The sequence below is a fragment of the Acinetobacter sp. YH12021 genome (assembly GCF_013420145.1).
In the GTDB taxonomy this organism is placed as follows: Bacteria; Pseudomonadota; Gammaproteobacteria; order Pseudomonadales; family Moraxellaceae; genus Acinetobacter; species Acinetobacter towneri.
On the sequence record NZ_VOYT01000004.1, the window covers coordinates 48,329 to 71,760 of the forward strand.

General features: G+C 40.8%; 20 protein-coding genes. 12 read left to right on the forward strand and 8 right to left on the reverse strand.

Annotation, left to right across the window (positions count from 1 at the left end):
* Positions 1-95: 95 nt before the first annotated feature.
* Positions 96-1,262 carry a methionine adenosyltransferase gene (gene metK, locus FTT91_RS05360; protein WP_004976883.1) on the reverse strand — a complete coding sequence of 389 codons (1,167 nt, stop codon included), beginning with the start codon at positions 1,260-1,262 and terminating at the stop codon, positions 96-98.
* A gap of 749 nt (positions 1,263-2,011) precedes the next feature.
* Here metK and tkt point away from each other — a divergent pair.
* From tkt to FTT91_RS05380, 4 genes are all read left to right on the forward strand, one after another.
* Positions 2,012-4,000, forward strand: a complete 1,989-nt coding sequence (tkt, locus tag FTT91_RS05365; protein ID WP_004976881.1) for a transketolase — start codon at positions 2,012-2,014, stop codon at positions 3,998-4,000.
* Positions 4,001-4,152: 152 nt separating this feature from the next.
* Positions 4,153-4,368, forward strand: a complete 216-nt coding sequence (locus FTT91_RS05370; RefSeq protein WP_004976879.1) for a hypothetical protein — start codon at positions 4,153-4,155, stop codon at positions 4,366-4,368.
* Between the two features lie 179 nt (positions 4,369-4,547).
* Positions 4,548-5,033: a GNAT family N-acetyltransferase gene (locus FTT91_RS05375; protein WP_154320812.1), complete on the forward strand. Its 486-nt coding sequence runs from the start codon at positions 4,548-4,550 to the stop codon at positions 5,031-5,033.
* A 136-nt stretch (positions 5,034-5,169) separates the two neighbouring features.
* Positions 5,170-5,754, forward strand: a complete 585-nt coding sequence (locus FTT91_RS05380) for a YceI family protein (RefSeq protein WP_004976875.1) — start codon at positions 5,170-5,172, stop codon at positions 5,752-5,754.
* 230 nt (positions 5,755-5,984) lie between these two features.
* On the opposite strand, the gene FTT91_RS05385 is transcribed toward FTT91_RS05380, so the two are convergent.
* Positions 5,985-7,496, reverse strand: coding sequence for an aldehyde dehydrogenase family protein (locus FTT91_RS05385; protein WP_180169098.1), 1,512 nt, complete (start codon positions 7,494-7,496; stop codon positions 5,985-5,987).
* A gap of 244 nt (positions 7,497-7,740) precedes the next feature.
* On the opposite strand from FTT91_RS05385, the gene FTT91_RS05390 reads away from it, so the two are divergent.
* A complete protein-coding gene (locus tag FTT91_RS05390; protein ID WP_004976871.1) occupies positions 7,741-8,922 on the forward strand; it encodes a hypothetical protein in 1,182 nt (393 codons plus the stop codon).
* Positions 8,923-8,986: 64 nt separating this feature from the next.
* On the opposite strand, the gene FTT91_RS05395 is transcribed toward FTT91_RS05390, so the two are convergent.
* Entirely contained in the window at positions 8,987-9,982 is a 996-nt protein-coding gene (locus FTT91_RS05395; RefSeq protein WP_168396382.1) for an alpha/beta hydrolase, read from the reverse strand.
* A gap of 246 nt (positions 9,983-10,228) precedes the next feature.
* A complete protein-coding gene (locus FTT91_RS05400; protein WP_004976867.1) occupies positions 10,229-11,401 on the reverse strand; it encodes an iron-containing alcohol dehydrogenase in 1,173 nt (390 codons plus the stop codon).
* A 465-nt stretch (positions 11,402-11,866) separates the two neighbouring features.
* Here FTT91_RS05400 and FTT91_RS05405 point away from each other — a divergent pair, with 465 nt between their 5' ends.
* The 5 genes from FTT91_RS05405 (at position 11,867) to FTT91_RS05425 (ending at position 19,306) form a co-directional block, all read left to right on the forward strand.
* The gene (locus FTT91_RS05405) at positions 11,867-13,870 is read left to right on the forward strand and encodes a hypothetical protein (protein WP_180169099.1); all 2,004 of its coding nucleotides are present in this window, start codon (positions 11,867-11,869) and stop codon (positions 13,868-13,870) included.
* 89 nt (positions 13,871-13,959) lie between these two features.
* Entirely contained in the window at positions 13,960-15,672 is a 1,713-nt protein-coding gene (locus FTT91_RS05410) for an AAA family ATPase (protein WP_180169100.1), read from the forward strand.
* A gap of 140 nt (positions 15,673-15,812) precedes the next feature.
* Positions 15,813-16,796, forward strand: a complete 984-nt coding sequence (locus FTT91_RS05415; RefSeq protein ID WP_180169101.1) for an ion transporter — start codon at positions 15,813-15,815, stop codon at positions 16,794-16,796.
* Between the two features lie 283 nt (positions 16,797-17,079).
* A complete protein-coding gene (locus FTT91_RS05420) occupies positions 17,080-18,000 on the forward strand; it encodes a LysR family transcriptional regulator (RefSeq protein WP_131261626.1) in 921 nt (306 codons plus the stop codon).
* A 130-nt stretch (positions 18,001-18,130) separates the two neighbouring features.
* Positions 18,131-19,306, forward strand: coding sequence for a CynX/NimT family MFS transporter (locus FTT91_RS05425; RefSeq protein WP_179988719.1), 1,176 nt, complete (start codon positions 18,131-18,133; stop codon positions 19,304-19,306).
* 85 nt (positions 19,307-19,391) lie between these two features.
* Here FTT91_RS05425 and FTT91_RS05430 read toward each other — a convergent pair whose 3' ends face one another.
* On the reverse strand, positions 19,392-19,847 hold the full coding sequence (locus tag FTT91_RS05430) for a DUF441 domain-containing protein (RefSeq protein WP_180169102.1): 456 nt from the start codon (positions 19,845-19,847) through the stop codon (positions 19,392-19,394).
* A 159-nt stretch (positions 19,848-20,006) separates the two neighbouring features.
* Between FTT91_RS05430 and FTT91_RS05435 the strand changes: the two genes are divergently transcribed.
* On the forward strand, positions 20,007-20,729 hold the full coding sequence (locus FTT91_RS05435) for a pseudouridine synthase (RefSeq protein ID WP_180169103.1): 723 nt from the start codon (positions 20,007-20,009) through the stop codon (positions 20,727-20,729).
* A gap of 101 nt (positions 20,730-20,830) precedes the next feature.
* Here FTT91_RS05435 and FTT91_RS05440 read toward each other — a convergent pair whose 3' ends face one another.
* The 3 genes from FTT91_RS05440 to FTT91_RS05450 form a co-directional block, all read right to left on the reverse strand.
* Positions 20,831-21,274 carry a GNAT family N-acetyltransferase gene (locus tag FTT91_RS05440; RefSeq protein ID WP_004976850.1) on the reverse strand — a complete coding sequence of 148 codons (444 nt, stop codon included), beginning with the start codon at positions 21,272-21,274 and terminating at the stop codon, positions 20,831-20,833.
* 93 nt (positions 21,275-21,367) lie between these two features.
* Positions 21,368-21,724 carry a type II toxin-antitoxin system RelB/DinJ family antitoxin gene (locus FTT91_RS05445; protein WP_004976848.1) on the reverse strand — a complete coding sequence of 119 codons (357 nt, stop codon included), beginning with the start codon at positions 21,722-21,724 and terminating at the stop codon, positions 21,368-21,370.
* 110 nt (positions 21,725-21,834) lie between these two features.
* Positions 21,835-22,749, reverse strand: coding sequence for a pseudouridine synthase (locus FTT91_RS05450; RefSeq protein WP_180169147.1), 915 nt, complete (start codon positions 22,747-22,749; stop codon positions 21,835-21,837).
* Positions 22,750-22,965: 216 nt separating this feature from the next.
* On the opposite strand from FTT91_RS05450, the gene tsaE reads away from it, so the two are divergent.
* A complete protein-coding gene (gene tsaE / locus FTT91_RS05455; protein ID WP_180169148.1) occupies positions 22,966-23,424 on the forward strand; it encodes a tRNA (adenosine(37)-N6)-threonylcarbamoyltransferase complex ATPase subunit type 1 TsaE in 459 nt (152 codons plus the stop codon).
* Positions 23,425-23,432: the final 8 nt, after the last annotated feature.

Below are 23,432 nucleotides of genomic sequence, written 5' to 3' on the forward strand. Positions count from 1 at the left end.
ACATATTCGTATTTTGTATATTGTGGTTTGACAGCTAAATTTTAGGCATAAAAAAGCCCACCGAAGTGAGCTTGATAAAACTGAAAAGTTTTACATTACAGACCTGCAGAGGCTTTTAATGCTTCAACTTTGTCGGTTTTTTCCCATGTAAATGCAGTGTCAGAACCTTGACGACCAAAGTGGCCATAAGCTGCAGTCTGTTTATACATTGGTTGTAACAGGTTCAACATGTTGGTAATGCCGTATGGACGTAAATCGAAGTGTTCACGTACTAAAGCAATAATCAACTCATCTGCCACTTTTGCAGTGTTGAAGGTGTTGATTGAAATTGATGTTGGCTCTGCAACACCAATAGCATAAGACACCTGAATTTCACATTTGTCTGCCAAGCCAGCTGCCACAATATTTTTGGCAACATAACGGCCTGCGTAAGCAGCAGAACGGTCAACTTTAGATGGGTCTTTACCAGAGAATGCACCACCACCATGACGCGCCATGCCGCCGTAAGTATCGACAATGATTTTACGACCTGTTAAGCCGCAGTCACCTACAGGACCGCCAATCACAAACATACCTGTTGGGTTGATGTGGAATTTGGTGTCTGCATGGAACATTTCTGCAGGAATCACTTTTTTCACAATTTCTTCAATTACCGCTTCTTTAAGCTGAATTTGAGAAATTTCAGGATCATGCTGAGTAGATAACACCACCGCGTCCAAACGTACAGGCACACCATTTTCATAAGCAAAAGTCACCTGACTTTTTGCATCTGGGCGTAACCACGGCAAAGCACCACTGCGACGTAATTCAGCTTGCTTTTCCATTAAGCGGTGTGCGTAAGAAATTGGGGCAGGCATTAATACATCAGTTTCACGGCTGGCGTAACCAAACATCAAACCTTGGTCACCTGCGCCTTGATCTTCAGGCTTTTGACGGTCTACACCTTGTGCAATTTCAGGTGATTGTTTACCAATCATGTTAATGACCGCACAGGTTGAACCATCAAAACCTAAGTCAGAATGATGGTAACCAATGCCATTTACGGTTTGACGAACAACGGCTTCAAAATCGACATTTGCAGTTGTTGTGATTTCACCTGCCAGTACAACCGCACCCGTTTTTACAAGCGTTTCACAAGCAACCCGCGCATAAGGGTCTTCTTTTAAGATTGCATCCAAAATGGCATCACTGATTTGGTCAGCCATTTTATCTGGATGGCCTTCGCTTACAGATTCCGAGGTAAATACAGCGTACTCGCGCATAAGTCCTATCACAGTTAAATTCAAAAGACGCAATATGTTACATCGAGTTAGACTTTAGGACTAGCGCATTACGACTAAATTGGCTGAATTTATTTCAATTCAATGACTTTTTATCGCATATCTTTAGCTAAAAAATAGATAAAGTATCGGTATGACTATATTGTGACTCAAAAATATTCATGTTGGCTAAAGTATGCTGTCATAATTTTAAACTAAGGAGCACCTTGTTTTTAAGTGGTGAATCATTTTTAAAAACAATATTGTAGATGGGTAATTTAAAGACTTTGAATTGACTTTATCTGCATCAAGCTGCATTTTCAAAAGCTGTTTTAAAATTTTGGACGATGGCTGTGATTCAATTTATTGTGTGAAAAGTGAATAAAATTCAAGATGTGTTAAAATCTGTCTATTATTTCTACAGAATACTGTTGTGTTTTAACTTGTTGCTAGGCATTTGATTGGAGTTGCTGCAAGAGCGACATCACAATTCCATCCTGCGTCTATAAATTGAAATATCTATACTTTAGAATTTTGCCAAGAATAGAGCTTAACACGGCAATTAGCTATTTTCTTGTTGTTATAAACGTGAAAACGTCTTTGAATTTGCACGAAAAATACCCTGAATGGGAATTAATGCGGAAATATTGTTGCATAGGCTTTACCCCTCAGGCGTTTTTTTGAGAGAATAGCGGCTGTTTTGAATTCTATTCATCTTCTTCTATTTAACGATTTTTTGTGGACTCTGACCTATGACGACCCCGCTTAACGAACGTCGTATTGCAAACGCAATTCGTGTATTGGCAATGGATGCTGTGCAAAAAGCAAATTCAGGACATCCAGGTGCACCGATGGGGATGGCAGATATTGCCGATGTGGTGTGGCGTGAATTTTTGAATCACAACCCAACCAATCCACAATGGGCAAACCGCGACCGTTTTGTATTGTCTAATGGTCATGGTTCAATGTTGCAATATGCGTTGTTGCATTTAACAGGTTATGATCTTTCAATCGAAGATTTAAAAGCGTTCCGTCAGTTACACTCTAAAACACCTGGCCACCCAGAATTGGGTTATGCACCAGGGATTGAAACCACCACTGGTCCACTCGGTCAGGGGATTGCCAATGCTGTTGGTTTTGCTTTAGCAGAAAAAACACTGGCTGCACAATTTAATAAAGAAGATATTCAGGTTGTAGACCATTTCACTTACTGTTTCTTGGGTGATGGTTGCTTAATGGAAGGTGTTTCACACGAAGCATGTTCATTGGCAGGTACTTTAGGTTTAGGCAAGCTGGTTGTTTATTATGATGACAACGGCATTTCTATTGATGGTGAAGTAGAAGGCTGGTTCTCTGACGATACCGAACAACGTTTCTTATCTTACGGCTGGCAAGTCTTAAAAGTTGATGGTCACGATGCCGATGCAATTCGTGCTGCAACGGTTGAAGCAAAAGCTGAAACGCAAAAACCGACTATTATTATTTGTAAAACTGTTATTGGTTTAGGTTCGCCAAACAAACAAGGTAAAGAAGACTGTCACGGTGCGCCATTAGGCCATGATGAAATCGCTTTGACGCGTCAAGCATTAGGCTGGACAGATGAAGCATTTGTTATTCCTGAAGATGTATATGCCGCTTGGGATGCTAAAGCGAAAGGTGCAGAAGCAGAAGCAGCATGGAATACAACTTTTGATGCCTATGCAGCAAAATATCCAACGGAAGCTGCAGAACTTAAACGCCGTTTAAGCGGTGAACTACCTGCAGAATTCATCGCGCAGGCAGATGCGTTTATTGCTGAAACCAATGCTAAAGCTGAAACTATTGCAACGCGTAAAGCCAGCCAAAATACTTTGCAAGCATTTGGCCCATTATTGCCTGAATTATTGGGTGGTTCTGCAGACTTGGCAGGTTCAAACTTAACCCTTTGGAAGGGTTGCCAAGGCGTTCAGGACAATGCAGCAGGGAACTACGTGCATTATGGCGTACGTGAGTTTGGTATGACTGCTATTGCAAATGGTGTAGCACTTCACGGTGGTTTCATTCCTTACGTTGCAACATTCTTAATGTTTATGGAATATGCGCGTAATGCCGTGCGTATGTCTGCATTAATGAAGCAACGTGTGATTCATGTGTATACCCACGACTCGATTGGTTTGGGTGAAGATGGTCCAACACACCAACCGATTGAACAAATTGCATCTTTACGTGGTACGCCAAACTTAAATACATGGCGTCCTGCAGATACCGTTGAAGCGGCTATTTCTTGGAAATCTGCATTAGTACGCAGCGAAGGTCCAACTGCTTTAATTTTCTCACGTCAAAACTTGCCATTCCAAACTCGTACTCAAGCGCAAATTGAGAACGTGGCAAAAGGTGGTTATGTCTTGGCTGAAGAAAAAGGTGAATTGAAAGCCATTATTATTGCAACAGGTTCAGAAGTGGGCTTGGCAATGGAAGCATACGCGCAGCTTGAAGGTGTACGTGTTGTGTCTATGCCGTGTGCAGAAGAATTTGTGAAGCAAGATGCAGCATATCGTGAAGCGGTATTGCCATCACATATTCGTGCACGTGTTGCGGTTGAAGCAGCGCATGTAGACTACTGGTGGAAGTTTGTCGGCTTAGACGGTAAAGTTATTGGTATGACAACTTATGGTGAATCTGCACCTGCAAAAGACTTGTATCAGTACTTTGGCATTACCACTGAAGCGGTTGTTGCTGCAGTAAAAGAATTAACAGCTTAATTTTTTAATCCAGTGTTTTTAAAGGCGTTCCTGCAAAGGGACGTCTTTTATTTTTGCATATTTGTTTGGTATTCGATGTGATGATCCAACAAATTTTGTCAGTGTAAGTCAGGTTTGTGAATAAACCTCTGTGTAATTGAGTGAGATGAGAAATGAGTTTGTACGAGCAAATTAATGATGAAGTCACTTTAATGGATGCGGGTGAGCAAAAGTGGATTGGACAAGATTTACCACTTGAAGCTATGGTGGCGGTAGAGTTGTTGTTACAGGATTTGGCTGAAGATCAGCAAATCAAAATTCGCCGTAAGAACCATGAAAAGCAATCAGGCTTAAAGCAAGTTGATCGTATTTTGATTGAGAAGCTTTAATCTATTGCGATGAATGCGGTGCATTAAATGGTGTATCGTCAAAAATAGCTTTATTCTATGCGTAGGGTAAAGCTTTTTTTATTGCTGAAAAATAGTGTATAAAATAGCCTAAGCATAATATGAATGATGCATAATCAATAAAATGATTCGATGCAAAAATAATCAGGCAATATCAAAGCATGCAGACAACTATATTAGATCGTCAATTTAAGCACATCGACATTGTCGCGTTAAGTGAAATCCAATTTGAGCAATGGCAACCACTTTGGCAGGGTTATCAGCAATTTTATCAGGTGCAATTAAGTGATGAGGTTACGCAAAATACGTGGTCAAAACTAATTAATCCACACAGGACGCATATTTATGGTTTTGCTGCCGTATATCAAACTCAAGTTGTGGCAATTGTGCATGTAATTGAACATGACAGTTGTTGGACGCTTAAACCTTATGCCTATTTGCAAGATTTATATACCTTGCCTGAGTACAGAGGGATGGGAATTGCTCAGCAGCTTATTCAGCAGGTGAATCAAACAGCGCAACAGCGTGAATGTGATCGGGTATATTGGCTGACTCATGAAGATAATTTACAGGCACGGCAGTTGTATGATCGTGTCGCAAAAAGAACAGGTTTTATTCAATATCGCAGCCCTGCAACAGCGATGTAAAACGCGCATGCATATTTTTACAAATTTATCGTTTCAGTCATGCAACATACTGTTTTATCTTTAATCCTGTATTTGCAGCAAAAATCTATAAACTAAACCTCATTGAAACGTATCAACACTTTTAGAGATGAACAATATGAACATGAAATCAATTGCTTTAGGTTTGGCTATCGCGTCTGCAGCAACAATGACAATGGCTAAACCAGTGGCTTATCAAATTGACCCAACGCATACTGCTACTGTATTTACTTGGGATCACTTCGGTTTTTCTACGCCATCAGGTAACTTCTCAGACATTCAAGGTACTATCAACATTGATGAGAAAAAACCTGCTAACTCATCTGTGAATGTGACGATTCCATTAAGTAGCATCAACACCAACGTAAAAGCTTTAGATGAGCACTTAATGGCAGCAGATTGGTTTGATGCAGCAAAATATCCAACCATTACTTTTAAAAGTACAAAAGTTGAAACTCAAGACAAGAAAAACTTTAAAATCACAGGTGATTTAACAGTTAAAGGTGTAACTAAGCCAGTGGTACTTGACGCAGTATTGAACAAACAAGGTCCACACCCAATGACTCAGGCAGCGACTGTTGGTTTTAATGCAACAACATCATTCAACCGTTCTGCATTTGGTATCGCAAGCTATGTACCAAACGTGGGTGATAAAATTACTGTTAACATCACTACTGAAGCATCTGTAGCTGCAAAAAAATAAGCAGTTGTGATTTGATCAAAAAGCATCATTTTTTAAATGGTGCTTTTTTTATGTCTGTGATTTCATCTACATGACTTTGATGTTAGTAATTTTAGGTCTATGACTTGTAAATCTATGTAGATAAATGGCTTTTTCTGTTTTTCTTTTTGTCCATCTGTACATCCCAAATATAAAAAAATGCGAACAGAAGTTCGCATTTTCATTCATCATGTTGAGGTTAAAAGCTTAACTTAGAAGAAGCCTGCAGGTTTAGTTGAATAACTTACCAACAAGTTTTTGGTTTGTTGATAATGTTCTAACATCATCTTATGGTTTTCACGGCCAATACCTGACTTTTTATAACCACCGAAAGCTGCATGCGCAGGGTAAATGTGGTAACAGTTCGTCCAAACGCGACCCGCTTGAATAGCACGACCCGCACGGTAAGAAGTATGCGCAGAACGTGACCAAACACCTGCACCTAAACCGTAAATGGTGTCATTGGCAATTTTAATGGCTTCATCGAAGTCTTTAAATGTGGTCACAGACAGCACTGGGCCGAAAATTTCTTCTTGGAAAATTTTCATGTCGTTGGTGCCTTTGAAAATTGTCGGCTCAATATAGAAACCACTGCCAACTTCATGACGTTCACCACCACCTGTTAAGACTTGAGCACCTTCGGCACGACCTGTCGCAATACAACCCAAGATTTTGTCTTGTTGTTCTTGCGATGCCTGCGCACCAATCATGGTTTCAGTATCAAGCGGGTGACCTGTTTTAATACGTTTAACACGTTCGATGGCTTTTTCAAGGAAACGGTCAGCAATACTTTCCTGTACGAGCGCACGTGATGGACAAGTACAAATTTCACCCTGATTCAGCGCGAACATGGCAAAGCCCTCAAGCGCTTTATCTAGGTAGTCGTCATCTTGCGCCATAATATCTTCAAAGAAAATATTTGGAGATTTACCACCAAGTTCCAAAGTCACTGGAATGATGTTTTCAGTGGCATATTGCATGATCAATTGACCGACCTGGGTTGAACCTGTGAATGCAATTTTGGCAATACGTGGATTAGTTGCCAATGGGCGACCGACTTCTACGCCGTAACCATTGACTACGTTTAGTACGCCTGCAGGCAATAAATCTTGAATCAGCTCGACCAAAACTAAAATACTAGCAGGGGTTTGCTCCGCAGGTTTAAGTACAATACAGTTACCCGCAGCCAAAGCAGGTGCAAGTTTCCATGTTGCCATTAAAATTGGGAAGTTCCATGGAATAATTTGCCCCACAACGCCCAACGGCTCATGAAAGTGATAGGCAATGGTATCTTCATCAATTTCAGAAATTCCGCCTTCTTGGGCACGAATACAGCCTGCAAAATAACGGAAATGGTCAATCGCCAATGGAATGTCGGCAGCCAATGTTTCCCGAACAGGCTTACCATTATCCCATGTTTCTGCCACTGCCAATAATTCTAGATTTTGTTCTAAACGATCTGCAATTTTAAGCAGAATGTTGGAGCGTGTGGTTGGAGATGAGCTGTTCCATTGTGCTTTGGCTTTATGGGCTGCATCTAAAGCCAGTTCAATGTCTTCTGCCGATGAGCGTGGGACTTTGGTAAATACTTTGCCATCTACAGGAGAGATATTTTCAAAGTATTCGCCTTTTACAGGGGCGACCCACTCGCCACCAATAAAGTTTTCGTATTGTGCTTTAAATTGAACTTTTGAACCGGGTTGATTGGGATCTACGCAACGCATAATTCTCTTCCTTTGATGGTTTTTTATAATCTGCCGTCACTTTACCGTTTAGAACAATCCTGTGTCTAAAATCAGGTTAAATTTACGGCTATGGTATAAGGTACTTTGGTACGTTATTTGTTTAGCATACCAATATAAGGTTGGAAAAAGGTTGGAAAGTTGCAGGTTTACAAGCAACGAACAAATCCTTACAAAAACAAGCACTACATTGGATGTAGTGCACACAGGATTGTGAGAATCAGTCATGATGAAAAAACAAGATCTATTGGAAAAAAAACTGCATATTGAACGGTTTAGACAAAGCAGTAGTTTATCGCCGCTGCATGCGCAGCAAATTCAGCAGAGTATTTTAAATTCTTGGCAACGCTCTGAAATTGCAGAAATTCCTGTAGATCGGCAGGCTGCTCCGTTAAATTCCAGTTTATCGCATCCGCAAGGCGGTTCGGCTTTACAGAGAGCTGTGCAAAATTGCGCAGAAGATTTAAAACATATCGCGCAGCAGTCCGACATGGTGGCAGCCGTGGGCGATGTGGGCAGTACGATTATTTGGACGGCAGCGAGCGCTCAAATGCGTAATGTGGCGGAACGAGTACATTTTGTAGAGGGTGGACAGTGGCGTGAAGAGTTGGTGGGTACCAATGCTTTGGCTTTGTCACTCAAAACTCAGCAAGCCAGTTGTGTGTTTTCCAGTGAACATTATATGTCATCGTTACATGACTGGGTTTGTTATGCCGCACCAATTTTAGACCCACATTCCAAACAAGTGTTGGGCGTGATTGATTTATCGACCACTTGGAAAAATCATAACAGTTTGGGTTTGTTGGCAGCAGAGCGCTGTGCTTCTTTAATTCAAAATGCGTTGCTGGAACAGCAAAAACAGCAGCTTTATATTCGCGCGTTTCGTGTGCCACAGGTGTTATTTAATGGCAAAGTGGTGGTGATGACACCGCGTCAAATTGAAATATTGGTGATTTTGGCACTTTGCCCACAAGGCATGAGTTTAGACACTTTACACCAAGCACTATATGGTGAGCGTAAAGTCAGCATGGGAACGCTAAAAGCTGAAATGTCGCAATTACGCGATATTTTAGGGGGGATGCTCGGATCGCGTCCTTACCGAGTTTTGGCGCATATTGAAGCCGATTTTTTACAAGCTGAGCAGGCTTTAGATGCAGGTTATGTGCAGTCTGCCTTGCAAACGTGTGCAGGGGTATTTTTGGCGAAAACTGAAAGTCCATTTTTATGCGCATGGCGAGATTGTTTAGAATCACGCCTGAGTGATGCCATTTTTAATGCACAAGATACCGATGTATTGCTGAAACATTTGGCGCATAGCCCTGAAGCGATTGATGCGGTAGAGCGTTTAATTGAACTGATGCCAAAGCATCATCCTGCACATCAAATTTTATTAAAATACAAAGCCTAAATGACGAATCAAGTCTTTAGGCTTTCATTTCACTATCCTTTAGTCTTACTGTTTTTTTTAGTTTTTACAGCCCTTTGCGGTTTAACCAGTCAAACAAGGACTGATACACTTCCGCACGGACTTCGGGCGCAGAAAGTACCAAATCATGCACGCCATTTTCAATTTGGCAAAGCTGAATATCACCATGCATGTGATGCCCATATTTTTGCATATCTGCAACATCTAAAATTACGTCAGTGCGTTGCGCAATCTCATTCCATTGGCGTGGATAACTACTTTGACTCGCATGCATAATTAAGGTGGGTACAGCCAAATGCACACTGGCATGAATTTCTTTTTGCGCTTCATGAATTGCACGTACAAAACTTAATCGCACTTTTGGATAACGCGGTTTCTTCCATTCCAAATTAAATAACCATTCACCATGATATTGTTTGTGTAGACTTGGTACATAAAATGGATTAAGGCGGCTTGGAAATTTCATTTCTGGCAGCAATTTGCCCAATTGGCTTAAGCGCGGAATACCGACTTTTTTCTCAATTTCGCTCATATTGAAATCATAAAAAGGGCTGTTGCACCATAAACCACGAATCAGTGGATGATTGGGATGATGTGCCACATATAACGTGGTGATTAATCCACCTGTTGAATGTCCCGCCAAAATCACTGAGTCATGTTCTTCTGCGGCAATTTGCTCAAGTGCAGCGGAAATTTCTGCATCATATTCAGACAAGTTGCGCACGTTGTACCAATGCTGATGTGACAAATGCGAACGCCCGTATTTGCGCAAATCTAAGGCATAAAAGTCGTAGCCGTGCTGATTAAACTGGTCTGCCATTTCTGTTTGAAAGAAATAGTCAATAAAACCATGAATATAAAGTACGGCTTTACGGGTTTCCTGTTCGGTTTTTTTGCGTACCAAGGTAGCAATCACTTTGCCTTCATAATCCGAAGGAAAATCCAGCGTCATTTGTTGGTAATCGGCACCCAAAATATCGGGTTGATAGCTTGGTGTTGTTTTTTGTTTTTTACTTAACAGCATAAGGTGTTCGTCATCCATTTTATTTTGACTATATCCTTGATGAGCTGTGCGCATTTGTCAAATTGAATTATGCAAACTCTCTGCATCTATACCGGTTTAGTTTTATGCTGAGAGTTCATTTTGTTCTGAACAGCAAAAAAAGCAGAACGCATCTGAGATGGTTCTGCCAAAAGGAAGGATAAAAATAAAACAGCAACAGACGAAAATTGAAAAAAGGATGGGAGATGCTGAGCAAATCGTGATTCACTCAGCAGGAGATTCAAATTACATCGCGGCTTTAAAAATTTCGACCACTTGTGCATGATTGGCTTTACGTGGGTTGGTGAGCATGCAGGCATCTTTTTGTGCATTTTCAGCCATAATCGCCAAGTCATCTTCTTTAACGCCTAACTCTGCTAAACCTGTTGGAATACCAATTGAGCTAGATAATTCACGAATTGCATCAATTGCGGCATAGGCGGCTTCTGTGGTAGTTAATCCATCAGTATTTACCCCCATCAGTTCTGCAATATCTGCATAACGCTCAGGGCAGGCAATCAGGTTAAATTCGCAAACATGTGGCAATAAAATTGCATTACATACACCGTGCGGCAAGTTATAGAAACCGCCGAGTTGATGCGCCATGGCATGAACATAACCTAGCGAGGCATTGTTAAATGCCATACCTGCTAAGTATTGCGCATAGCTCATGGCATCACGTGCTTCAATATTTTCACCATTTGCCACAGCAGGGCTGAGCCACTGGCTAATCATACGAATAGCTTTTTCCGCACAGGCATCGGTAATAGGATTGGCTGCAGTTGAAACGTAGGCTTCTACAGCGTGAGTTAAAGCATCCATGCCTGTTGCTGCGGTTAAACCTGCAGGTTTGGCAATCATGAGTTTTGGATCATCAATGGCGATGAGTGGTGTGCAGCGCCAATCGACAATTGCCATTTTAACGTGCGTGTCAGTGTTGGTAATGATACAGAAACGGGTCATTTCCGATGCTGTACCTGCTGTGGTGTTAATGGCAATTAGCGGGGTCATTGGCACGGTACTTTTATCAATGCCTTCATAATCACGAATATGCCCACCACCTGCGGTAACTAAGCCAATGCCTTTGGCGCAGTCATGTGAAGAACCACCACCTAAAGACACAATAAAGTCGCATTGATTGGCATTGTAGGCATCGACACCTTTATGTACGTTAATGTCGGTTGGGTTTGGCTCAGCACCTGCAAAGATATGGCTAGCAACGCCTGCTTCGGTGAGATAGCCTGCAATGGTATCGGCTACGCCAAATTTAAACAGTCCTTCATCTGTCACAATCAGGGCTTTTTTAGCACCTAAATTTTGCGCTCTTACGCCAATTTCTTTGGCACAACCAGGGCCGAAGAGAGACACACAAGGAATATAAAAACCGTTGGTTTGATCTGCAATATTTTTAAAAGCCATGCTCAGATTCCTTCTTGCATTGGGTATTGGAATAATGTGTTGTTATCGCGGTGTTGAACCGTGATTTGAGTATATAATGTATACAATGCTTTGTGGTGAAATCCTACCTACCAAACACCAACCCTATTTTCTGAGTAAATAATGCAAACTAATCAATTGAAATTTATTTGTTTTTTAATGGGTTTTTATTTTTTCTGAAGTTGTGCGCAGGCTATAGGCAAGGGCTTAAATCTTGTTTATAGTGTTTTTGTATCTCTAATTTTAAGGTGTAGATACCGTTCACATAAATTTCAGGTGTAATTCAATTAATAAGTGGCTTAAGCTCGATTGAAGAATTGTCCACTTTTTGCAGATGGAAATAAAAAACAAAAAATAGGGATGTATCACGTGATGGGTCTAGTCGGTGCAATCAAATAAAAATAAGATGACACTTAGATAGACCGCACTTAAGCATGAGGAGCGTATATGCAGCCAATTTGCCAGCATAGCCAGTTGCATGCCGTTGCACAGCAATTGGTTCGTATTTCCAGTGTGGCCGCAGAAATCTATCAAGATCAAATGGATTTGGTTGGACATTTTACAGCACAAAATTTGTTTCGGATCGATCCTTTGCAGCATCGGGTCGAATTGCTGAATGGTCTGTTTAGTCTTGAATTTTATCCGCCAAAATCGCATACAAATTTAATAGAAACTCACTTTGAATTTGCGGGGAAACAGCAAGAAGCATTTGAAGATTTTTTCTTACATGATCTGCATTTTTTGACAGGGGATTTAAAGCCGCAGCATTCCTTATTTTTGCGTAATCAGGCGCAGCAATTGCGGCAATTGATTTTGCAGCAAGTTTACCTGTGGGTAGATGGTGCAGCACGGGTTAAGCAATTGTTATTGCATTTAGATGCAATGCAGGCACAAATTTTAGATCAGGCATTAATGCAGGCAGACGATCAGTATCAGCCAGTATTGACCAAATTTGTGCAGCAAGGGCAGCCAATTCCTGAAGATGTTTTAACTACTTTATCGACACTGTGTGCTTTGGAATTTGTAGAGGGTGAAACCTTTTTGCCAGTGCAAGCACTGATGCAAAGTTATGATGATTTTTGTTTTAGTGCGGCAGAATTTCTGCCTAAAGCCATGCATCGTATTTTAAGTATTTCATTTCCTGAGCGATTTAATTTACAGGATTTAATCGATCATCAGGATGATATTCGGTTGTTGTATCGACATGCCGAAGAACATGGGCATTTATTGGGTTTTGCGCGTTTAATGCACCGTGAAGTGTGGCAGCGTTCCGATGCTTTGGCGAAACCGCATTTTTTAAAATCTTGCCCTTTAATTTGGCAAAAGAAAGTCGCCAAACTGCCGTTATTTGATTATCCACGTGCGGTGAATTGGCTGTTTAAACAGTCTGCACAAGTGTTGGATTGGCTTAGTTTAAATATTCATCATACCAGTGTGCGGGTGGCAGTGACTGCGCTCAGTTTTGTCGATTGTAGTCAGGCACATCCACGGATTATTTTGGCAACTTTACAATATTTTCAATATTCAGCCGCACGTATGTTCATTCAAAGCTGTAATGTATATGCGACACAGCAAGCGTGGTTCGCACATGCGCATAATGTCAGTTTAATGCCGCATGGCGAAAAACAATCGTTGGATGATCCGCGGGTTGCCATTAGTCCTTCTATTTTGTATTTGGATGAATGGATGACTTTGCTGAAAACCGTGGCGCAACACGATGAGCATTTGGTCAAGCATGTATTTCGGCGTTTAAGTCGTGTCATGCAAAGTTATATGTTGTCTTTACAGCAGATCACCCAAGATTTACCGACAGCTTTGTTGGACTATATTCAGTCTGATAGTCAGCAGCAACGTGACTTTTATACGGTATTGCAGCGTTATCAGATTCAGCCTGATGATTTTCGGCAGCGTTTTTATTTACGTGCGCACAATACACGCGTTTCAGTATTTGACAGTTATGTGCGTGACTATTTACTGGAATATTTCGTAGCGCATACGCATATTCCAAAAAGTTTGAGTTGGTTGGGGTTGTTTCATCAAGCGGTGTATTGGCATCAACAAGTGTATAAAGCAGAGCTATTTGCCAAACTGAAAAAAGAAATTCCATGTAGCACATGGCAGGCCAAAAGCCCTATGCCGATGCTAAAGTTTTCAGGTTGGTGCTTTGAGGAGCTGACTCATCTAGACCGTATTATTGAAGAATCACAAAACTTTAAACACTGTTTGGCACTTAGCTATGCCAAGCTAATGAGTGAAGGGCAATATGTGGCTTTTCACATGGCATCGCCACATTATGCGCAGCAATTGACCTTGGGGTGTCATTTTCGGCAAGGACAGCTTGAATTTGATCAGTTGGAATATCCGAATAATCAAAAAGCGGAACAGTTATTGGTGACCATTGCAGAGCAGTTTATTGCATGGGTGAATCCACAATTGCAAGCTAAAGCATAAGACAACAGTTGTCGTATTCGCAGACTTGAGCCTTAACTTTTGGGCAAAAACTCGTTAGGCTATAGCCGTTCAATCATGGTATAGGTCTTATGAAACAGGAAACTGCACTTAAACTTTTAAAAGCAGGCGAAAATGTCTTTTTAACAGGCTCGGCTGGTGCGGGTAAAACCTATACCCTGAATCAATACATCAATTATTTAAAAGCGCGTAAAGTGCCAGTGGCAATTACGGCATCTACAGGCATTGCTGCAACGCACATGAATGGCATGACCATTCATACATGGGCAGGCATTGGTATTAAAGATTTTTTGTCCGATGCTGACCTGAAAAATATGAAAGAGCGCAAATATCTCAAAGAACATTTAGAAAATGCGCAAGTGCTGATTATTGATGAAATTTCGATGTTGCATGCTAAGCAACTGAATTTGGTCAATCAGGTTTTAAAATATTTTAAAGACAGTGATGACGCTTTTGGTGGTATTCAGGTGATTGTCGCGGGAGATTTTTTCCAGTTACCGCCTGTGGGAAAAAACGATGAGCGCAATCGTGACAAGTTCTGTTTTATGTCAGATGCGTGGGTCGAAGCTAAATTTCGGGTCTGTTATTTAACCGAGCAGCACCGTCAGGGCGATGACTACTTAAATGACATTCTCAATGCGATTCGTGCACAAAGTATTGATCATCAACATATTCAGGCTTTGGAACACACCCGTCATCAAGATATTGGCGACACTTTCACGCGTTTATATACGCACAATATGGATGTGGACAATATCAACTTTAAGCATTTGAATGAAATTGAAACTGAGAGCAAGCAGTTTGATGCCGTGTGTGATGGCAATGAAAAGTTGATTGAAACGCTGAAATCATCGGTACGTGCGCCTGAAATTTTAAATCTAAAAAAACATGCCAAAGTGATGTTTGTTAAAAACAACTTCGATATGGGCTATATCAACGGCAGTTTGGGCGAAGTGATTGGCTTTGAAGAAGATGATGATCACGGCATTTTACCTAAAGTAAAATTGACTGATGGCACAGTATTGTTGGTCGAGCCTGAAACTTGGTCGGTGGATAATGATGCAGGCAAAACCATTGCCAGTTTCCAGCAAATTCCGCTGCGTTTGGCATGGGCAATTACCATCCACAAATCACAAGGTATGACCTTAGAAGCGGCAGAAATCAATCTTAGCCATACTTTTGAAAAAGGGCAGGGTTATGTGGCGTTGTCACGATTAAAATCGTTAAGCGGTTTGCGTTTATTGGGATTTAATAGCCAAGCTTTGGAACTCGACAGTTTAGCGATTAAGGCTGACCGCCGTTTTCAGGAATTGTCTGAAGAAGCTGAAACGCACTATGAGCTGATGGATTTAACACCACAACATAATGCATTTATTCGTCACTGTGGTGGCACGTTGAACGAAACCGAAATTTTGCGCAATGAAAAGAAAATTGCCAAAGGTGGAAAAACCAATTATGCGACTGCCACGTTAGATGAAACCCGCGCTTTATTTGAAGAAGGTTATGATATTCAGGATATTGCAGTAGAGCGAGGTTTAACTCCTGCAACTATTATCAACCATTTGGCACGTTTGCAAAAAGAACAAAATCTGGATATTTCAGTGGCACATCCAGGTGAAGAAGTGGTGGAAGAGGTCCGTAAAATTTATAAGCGATTAATGAAGCGTCAAAATGCAGAGCACTTCAGCGATGATGACGCAATTAAACTGCGCCCGATTGTTGAAGCGACTAGTCCACGCATGGGCTATGATCAGGTGCGTTTAGCATTGCTGTTTATTCAGTAGTTTAGTCATTTGGATAATGATGACTTATACTGCAATTCTGCATTAAAAATGCCCGCTTAACGTCACATAAAATACTATCGTTTTGAGAAAAACTTCGGTTAAACTGCCATCACTGTAAGCTTTAAAATATAATATTCGGTATGGCATTTACACCGTGGTACACATTTCGAAAATTTGTCTATAACAACTTACACGACGATGACTATGAAACATGGTTTAGTCGTTGCATTAACTATTTTTTAATTTTACTGATTTTAAGCAATGCCAGTGCGGTTATTTTGGAATCGGTCAATGATGTCTATATTGCATATCAGATATTTTTTGACCATTTTGAAAACTTTTCCATCGCCGTTTTTACCGTTGAATATTTGCTGCGGATCTGGAGTATTGCCGAAAAAGACCCATTTATGTCACCTTGGAAGCAGCGTCTGAAATGGCTCAGCAGTGGTGGGGCGATTATAGATTTATTGGCAATTTTACCTGCTTATATCAACTTCTTTGTACATTTAGATTTACGTTTCCTTAGAATTTTACGTTTGCTGCGTTTATTAAAACTGACACGTTATTTTGTGTCCTTACAAATTCTATTAAGAGTGATTGAGCGGGAAAAAGGCTCATTTCAGGCTGTTGTTTTTATTCTATCAATTATGATTGTGATGTCTGCTGCAGGCGTGTATGTGGTTGAAAGTAAAGCACAGCCTGAAGCGTTCAGCTCGATTCCTGCCTCAATGTGGTGGGCAGTGGTAACCTTAACCACGGTGGGCTATGGTGATGTCACACCAATTACCCCTTGGGGCAGAATTTTAGGTGCGTTAATTACGGTATTGGGTGTCGGCTTGGCAGCATTGCCTGCAGGTATTTTAGCCACAGGTTTAGCCAACGAACTTGAACAACGTAAGCAGCATTTAGGGGTGAAATTTAGAGAGCTATTGCAAAATAGTGAGATTGATCTGTTAAATGATCAAGAAAAAATTGAAGATTTACGCAAACAAGTCGGTTTAACCACTGAGCAAACCCAAGATATTTTATTGCAGTTAATTCGTGAGCGTCGTGAAGAAGAGCTGCGTTTAGAACAGGAGCCTTATAAATACTGCCCACATTGTGGAGAGAAGTTGTCGGAGTAAGCGAGGCTTGGGTTAAGAATTTCAATTCTAGTTTGGCTCTGCACGTTGGAAGCCTAAAACATGCTTGCTGAAAGCCATATTATTCTTATGGAATTGTATTGATTTCGTAGTAAATATCATCGAATAAAAACTAAGATGAAGAAAACTCATTATTTACATGCTAAGATTAAATTAATTCATTATTAAATTGAATCATGTTTGGCTTTGTTTCTTATTTTGCAAAATAAAAATGCGACCTAGGTCTAAACATGCAGTCAATAACTTGAAAAACTAGGAACAAGCAATGCTTGAAATTCGCCACTTAAAAACGCTATCAGCCCTGCGTGAACATGGTTCTTTGGTTGCTGCCGCCAATGATTTATGTCTGACGCCATCTGCCATTTCTCATCAACTCAAAGAACTAGATCATTGGTATGGCGTAGAAGTGGTGAACCGTCGTAGTCGCCCTGTGACATTTTCCAATGTCGGACAGCGTTTATTGAAACTGGCGGATGATGTCCTGCCACAAATTCAAATCACCCAAACTGATATTACCCGCATTGTGCATGGTCAAACGGGGCGAATTATTTTTTCTTCGGAATGTCATAGTTGCTTTGACTGGTTGATGCCGCTGCTGAATCAATATCGTCAGCAATACCCTGATGTAGATTTAGATTTTGCTTCAGGTTTTGAAGCCAATCCGCATGAATTATTGCAAAACGCAGAATTTGATTTATTGATTACCGCAGACCCGATTGCCTTAAAAGGTATCGAATATTTTCCAATTTTTGAATATGAATCGCGTTTGGTGTTGTCAAATACTCATCCTTTAGTACGTGCCGAGCGCATTACCGTACAGGAGTTGGCAGAAGAAACCCTGATTACCTATCCTGTCGATAAACACCGTTTAGATATTATGTCTAAGCTATTCATTCCAGCCAATATTCAGCCAAAAGCTATTCGTACTACAGATTTAACCCAAATGTTGATTCAACTGGTGGCGAGTGGGCGAGGGATTGGCGCATTGCCAGATTGGGTGGTGAATGAATATGAGCAAAAAGGCTGGGTAACTTCACGTCGTTTAGACTGCGTTGCTGCGGGAGGATTACGCCGTACCTTGTATGCGGGTTATCGTAGCGAAGAAAAAGAAAAGTGCTATTTTGAAGGCTTTTTGAAGCAATTAGAGAAATTTTCCCAAAAACGCACGCAGTATTATTCAAGTTAAAAATCGTACGATCAGCATCGTAAAGAGAATGCTAATTTATCGCTAAAAACACTAAGCTCATCTAAATCTCCACTAAAAACAGTGAGATGTTCTTGCTAAGCTTGCCTTGCGAAAATTAAGGGAGAGCGCAGTGAGTTCGGTACGTTGGCTGACAAAGGATTTGTGGATTGTTGCTGCGGGTTTTATGGCAGCAATGCATATTGGCAAGTTGCCACCGACTGTACCCATCCTACAAGCTGAACTCGGAATTAGTTTGGTTCAGGCAGGTTTTTTGCTGTCTTTGGTACAAGCTGCGGGCATGTCTTTGGCGTTGTTGCTAGGCAGTTATACCGCAAAAATTGGCTTAAAACGCTGTGTACTTTTGGGTTTGTCTTTATTGGCAGGTGCAAGTTTTGTTGGTGGTTTTGTACATAGCTTTTCCGCACTATTAAGTCTGCGTGTAATTGAAGGTTTTGGCTTTTTACTGATTACACTCAGCGGCCCTGCATTTATTCGTCAACTGGTTGCAGTGGAGCAGTTGCCTGCCAAAATGGGGCTGTGGAGTGCCTATATGGGCGGTGGGATGGGTATTGGTTTACTAAGTACGCCGTTTTTACTGACCATCTTGGATTGGCAAGGCGTGTGGATGTGTTTGGGATTGTTATCCTTTGCGCTCGCAATCATCATTTATAAAGCCGTACCGAGTGTGCAGATCAGCACGCAAGCCATTGCCATCTTTGAACTGATTAAAAGCACTTTGAGCCATCCACCCGCATGGATATTGGCTTTGGTTTTTGGTGTTTATGCAGGGCAGTGGTTCAGTTTGGTGGGTTTTTTGCCGACCATTTATCAGCAATATCAAATATCTTTACAAACCGCAGGTGTGCTCACAGCTATGGTTGCAATGGCAAATGCGGTGGGTACATTTGTATGTGGGTTGTTATTACAGCGTGGGCTGAGAGCGCAAGTGCTGATGCAAATGGGTTTTGCGGTATTGATGCTATGCGCACTGAGTTTTTATATTTTGCGTGATGTTTTACCATTCATTGTGCAGTTTTTATTGGTCATCCATTTCTCTTTATTTGGTGGTTTAGTCGCAGCTGTGGTATTTGCGCAAGTACTTAATTTTGCACCACAACCGATTGCGATTAGTACCACCGTAGGTTTGGTGTTGCAGTGCTCGGCAATTTCACAATTTTTATTGCCGCCTGTGGTCGCAGCTATCGTATCTGCCACAGGAACATGGCTTTGGGTTGGTATTTTAATGGCCGTTTTATCTGCAATGGGAATGATATTAACATCTATCTTGTTTCGCAAAGTGGCTTAGATTTGGATGGTTTTTATTGAAATTGGTTGATACAAGACGATGAATTCAAGCAAAACCATCTAAACCAAGCGTCCCTAAATCTATGTTAAGAATAGCCAATAAACAAGGTGAGAATTCCTGCTGCAATCAGTGGTCCCACAGGCACGCCACGTAGCACAGCAACACCTGTGACTGTACCAATCAATAAGCCTGCGACCACATCAGGCTGATTGGTCATGAGCTTGACACCACGCCCGCCTAACCATGCCACAAAAACACCAATTGCAATCGCAAGTAAAGATTTCCAACTCAGGAAAGATTTTAGAATTGCTTCGCCTGGAAGTTTGCCACTGGCAATGGGTGTCAGTACGCCAATGGTGAGAATGATAATGCCCAGATTTAAGCCATGCTGCTGCAATAGTGGGAAAAATTCACTTAGCGGCGTAATTCTAAAAACAATCAGTACTGCTGCGGCAATGGTCACAGCCGTATTTTGGCTAAAAATACCGCATGCGAGTAGAACGATCAGCACCATCAGGTTAAGGTCTAATTGAGAGAGCATGGTGATCCATAAAAGGGGAAATAAATTGGAAAAGTGCAGTTATTGTAACTGTTTTGAACTACAAGCGGGCAAGGTACGCAATGTGTTCAGAATTTACGGTGTATTTGGTTTAGAATAGCAGCAAATATATTTATACTTTTTATCATTAGGTCGCTCATCATGTTGTTGGAAAAAATGTTGCAATCACAAGGCTTTGGATCACGTAAACATTGCCAACAACTCATTAAAAATGGTGCAGTCACCATTATGGGCGAAACCCAGACCAATCCTAAATTCGCGATAAAAATTGCGCCTGAAACGGTTTTGCAATTTTCGGTGTATGGGCAAAATTATCAATATCGTGAAAAGGTCTATATCGCCTTACATAAACCACAAGGCTATGAGTGTTCGCATCAGGCGACCCATCATTTTAGTGTGTTTGACTTGTTTGATGATGTATTGCTGAATCGTGGTTTGCAGTGTGTTGGACGCTTAGATCAGGACACCACAGGGCTGTTATTGCTGACGGATGATGGACAGTTTTTACAAGCATTGACCCATCCTAAAAAGCATGTGGCAAAAGTATATGCTATGCACACCGCAGACCCGATTAATGCAACACAAATCCAGCAACTTGAGCAGGGTGTCGCATTGCGCAATGAATCAGGGACATTTGCTGCAACAGAGGTACAACAGCTTGCTGAACATGAATTGCAGATGACCATTCATCAAGGTGTTTATCACCAAGTTAAACGTATGCTGGCAGCAGTGGGCAATAAAGTAGAACAATTACATCGTCAGCAAGTTGGTGCATTAAACTTGACTGATTTGGCTTTAGATGTGAGTGAATGGATGTATTTAAGCCCTGAACAAGTCGAATTGGCAAAAAACCGTATGGAATAAATGAGGTTCTGCTGAACTTTCATCAATAGCTTATGATCAATGGCTTACGTCAGATTAAATTTAAACCCTTTGCCTAAAGCCGTAATCGTCAGATCAGGTGACTATTTTAAAAAGCAGTGATAAGTCTGGAATTCATCATCTTTGACAAAGCCCATCTTTTCATACAATTGGTGGGATTGGTAATTACTTTTTTGTGTTTCAAGGCTAATCCGTAGCGCATTTTCATGTCGTGCAAATAAAATTGCAGTATCAATGAGCTGTTTGGCCGAACCTTGTCGTCTAAAAACAGGGGTGACATAAACGTCATCTAAAATATAGTAGGTCGAGCAGGCAACCGAAGAAAAGCCTAAATAAAGTAATACAAATCCAGTGATTTTTTGATCTTTGATATGAATGAAAATCACACTTTCCTGATTTTCAAAACGCTGTTTTAAGAATGCTGCTGAAAGGCTTAAATTCGAGGATGCACCATAAAACTGACGATACTCATCGAACAATACAGCAAGCTGGTCTAAGTCTTCTAAAGTGGCACGTCTTACAATCATTACGATACTCCATGCTTTTTTATTGTCCTTGCATGAAGCATAGCTAAGTTTTTAAAGTAAATTTTTAAAGAATTGTTTAAAAATGCAACACTGTTAATTTTTGTCAGTTTCACCCAAAATTGCATTGAGTTCATCAAACAAGTCTAGATGTTCATCATCCAGTTCAAAATCTTCAACACTATTATTGCCAGTTACAGATGCTTCATTGCTTGGGGTTGCATCCACTAGCGTTGCTTTTTGCTCTTGTTTTAATTTGCGTAACTTAATCAATTGTTCCAGATTAATATTCTGATTTTCAATTGAAAAGGGAATTGATTTAGTCAGCACGACTTGCTTAAAAAACAAACGTACCGCTTGCGCAGGCGTAATCCCCAACTGTTTAAACACAGCAAAGGCTTGTTTTTTCTCTTGAGAGTCCAAGCGTACTTGATAGACTTCAGTTTTTCTCATAATTTTTAATAGAAGGAAATAGATTTAAATTTTAGCAATATTGTAAACAATTCATTTGTAATTTCAATATGACTACAACGAAAATCCACTATTTTGTAATGACAAACATATTACAATGTCAATTCTTGCTGTGCGCTAAAGTGGAATTGTTGCTGGCTAATCGGGTCAAAAAAACTTAAATGCTTGGCAAGCAATTGTAGCGGTGCAGAAAAATCATCTGCTTGTTTGTGCTGTAAAATGGGATAAAACGGGTCGTTCTTAATCGCAATACCTAAGCTATTTAAATGCACACGCAGTTGGTGCTGCTTGCCTGTTGTAGGCTTTAATTCATATTTTGCCCATGTTTGATTATGTTCAAGCAAACGAATTTCTGTTTCGCTGTTAGGTGTGCCTGCCACGACGTGCATCAAATAAAAAGGTTCACCTTTTTCCATGCGTAATTGCACAGTACATGGTAGTGACAAATTAGCTTGATAAGGCGCAATGGCATGGTAGGTTTTTTGCACCTGACGTTCTGCAAATAATTGCTGATACACCGACCGAGTTTCTGGTTGTTTGGAAAACAGCACCACACCCGCAGTTTCGCGGTCTAAACGATGAATAGGTGTGAGCTGCTCATTCTGTGTTTGTTTTTTTAAGCGTACTAATAAGGTTTCTTGTACATATTGCCCTGTAGGGCTCATGGTCAAAAAATGTGGTTTATCTACAACCAATAAGTGTTCATTTTCAAATAAAACTTGATGCTGAAAAGGCACGGCAACTTCATGCGCTAAAAAACGATAATAAAAAATATCCTGATGTGCGCTATAAGGTGTATCTAAATCTAAACGCTTGCCTTCGGCATCATAAACCAGACCATCCTCAAAGCGTTGCAGCCATTCCTGTGCAGAAATATGGGCAAACTGGGCACATAAATAACGAAAAATTGATTCAGGCTGTGTGCTTAATTTGGGTAAATGCAATTTGCTGGCGCTCACACCATCTAGCATGGGTGGAACAAATGTGTTGGGATGAGTCGACTTCATCTGCAAATTGCTCATATTCAGGTGGGAGAGTTTCTTTTTCATCATATAGAAAATAGCCTAAGCAGTTTGGGTGCTAAGCTTAATAATCTTGATTCATTGCCTTGTCTAAACTTGTTATAAATTGTCCATATTTACACAGTTTTATCCATCAGTACATAGGCTTTAAAGCAGTGCGATGCTATCATAATTGGTCTTTTGAATCATGTCGTGAGCGTTATGCAGTATTCATTTAATTTGGCTTTAAATAATGAGCAAGATACCCAAAATCTGGCGCAGGTTTTGGCAACGCATTTTCGGTCGGGTGTGATTTATTTAATTGGTGATTTAGGCGCAGGAAAAACCACTTTATCGCGTTATTTTCTACAGCATTTGGGGCATCAGGGCGCGGTTAAAAGCCCGACTTACACCTTGGTGGAACCTTATCAAATACAAGGACAAGATATTTTTCATTTTGATTTATATCGTTTAAATGATCCTTATGAATTAGAGCTGATGGGCATTCGTGATTATTTAGAAACCCCAAATGCCTTGTTTTTATTTGAATGGCCATCAAAAGGTGGCGATGAAATTCCGCCCGCAGACTTGATCATTGAAATTAAAAAATCGGAAGATGAATTAAGCCGTACTGCAACGCTAAGTTCGTCTTCGGTTGCATTACAACAAGCTTTGGAGTAACAATTTAA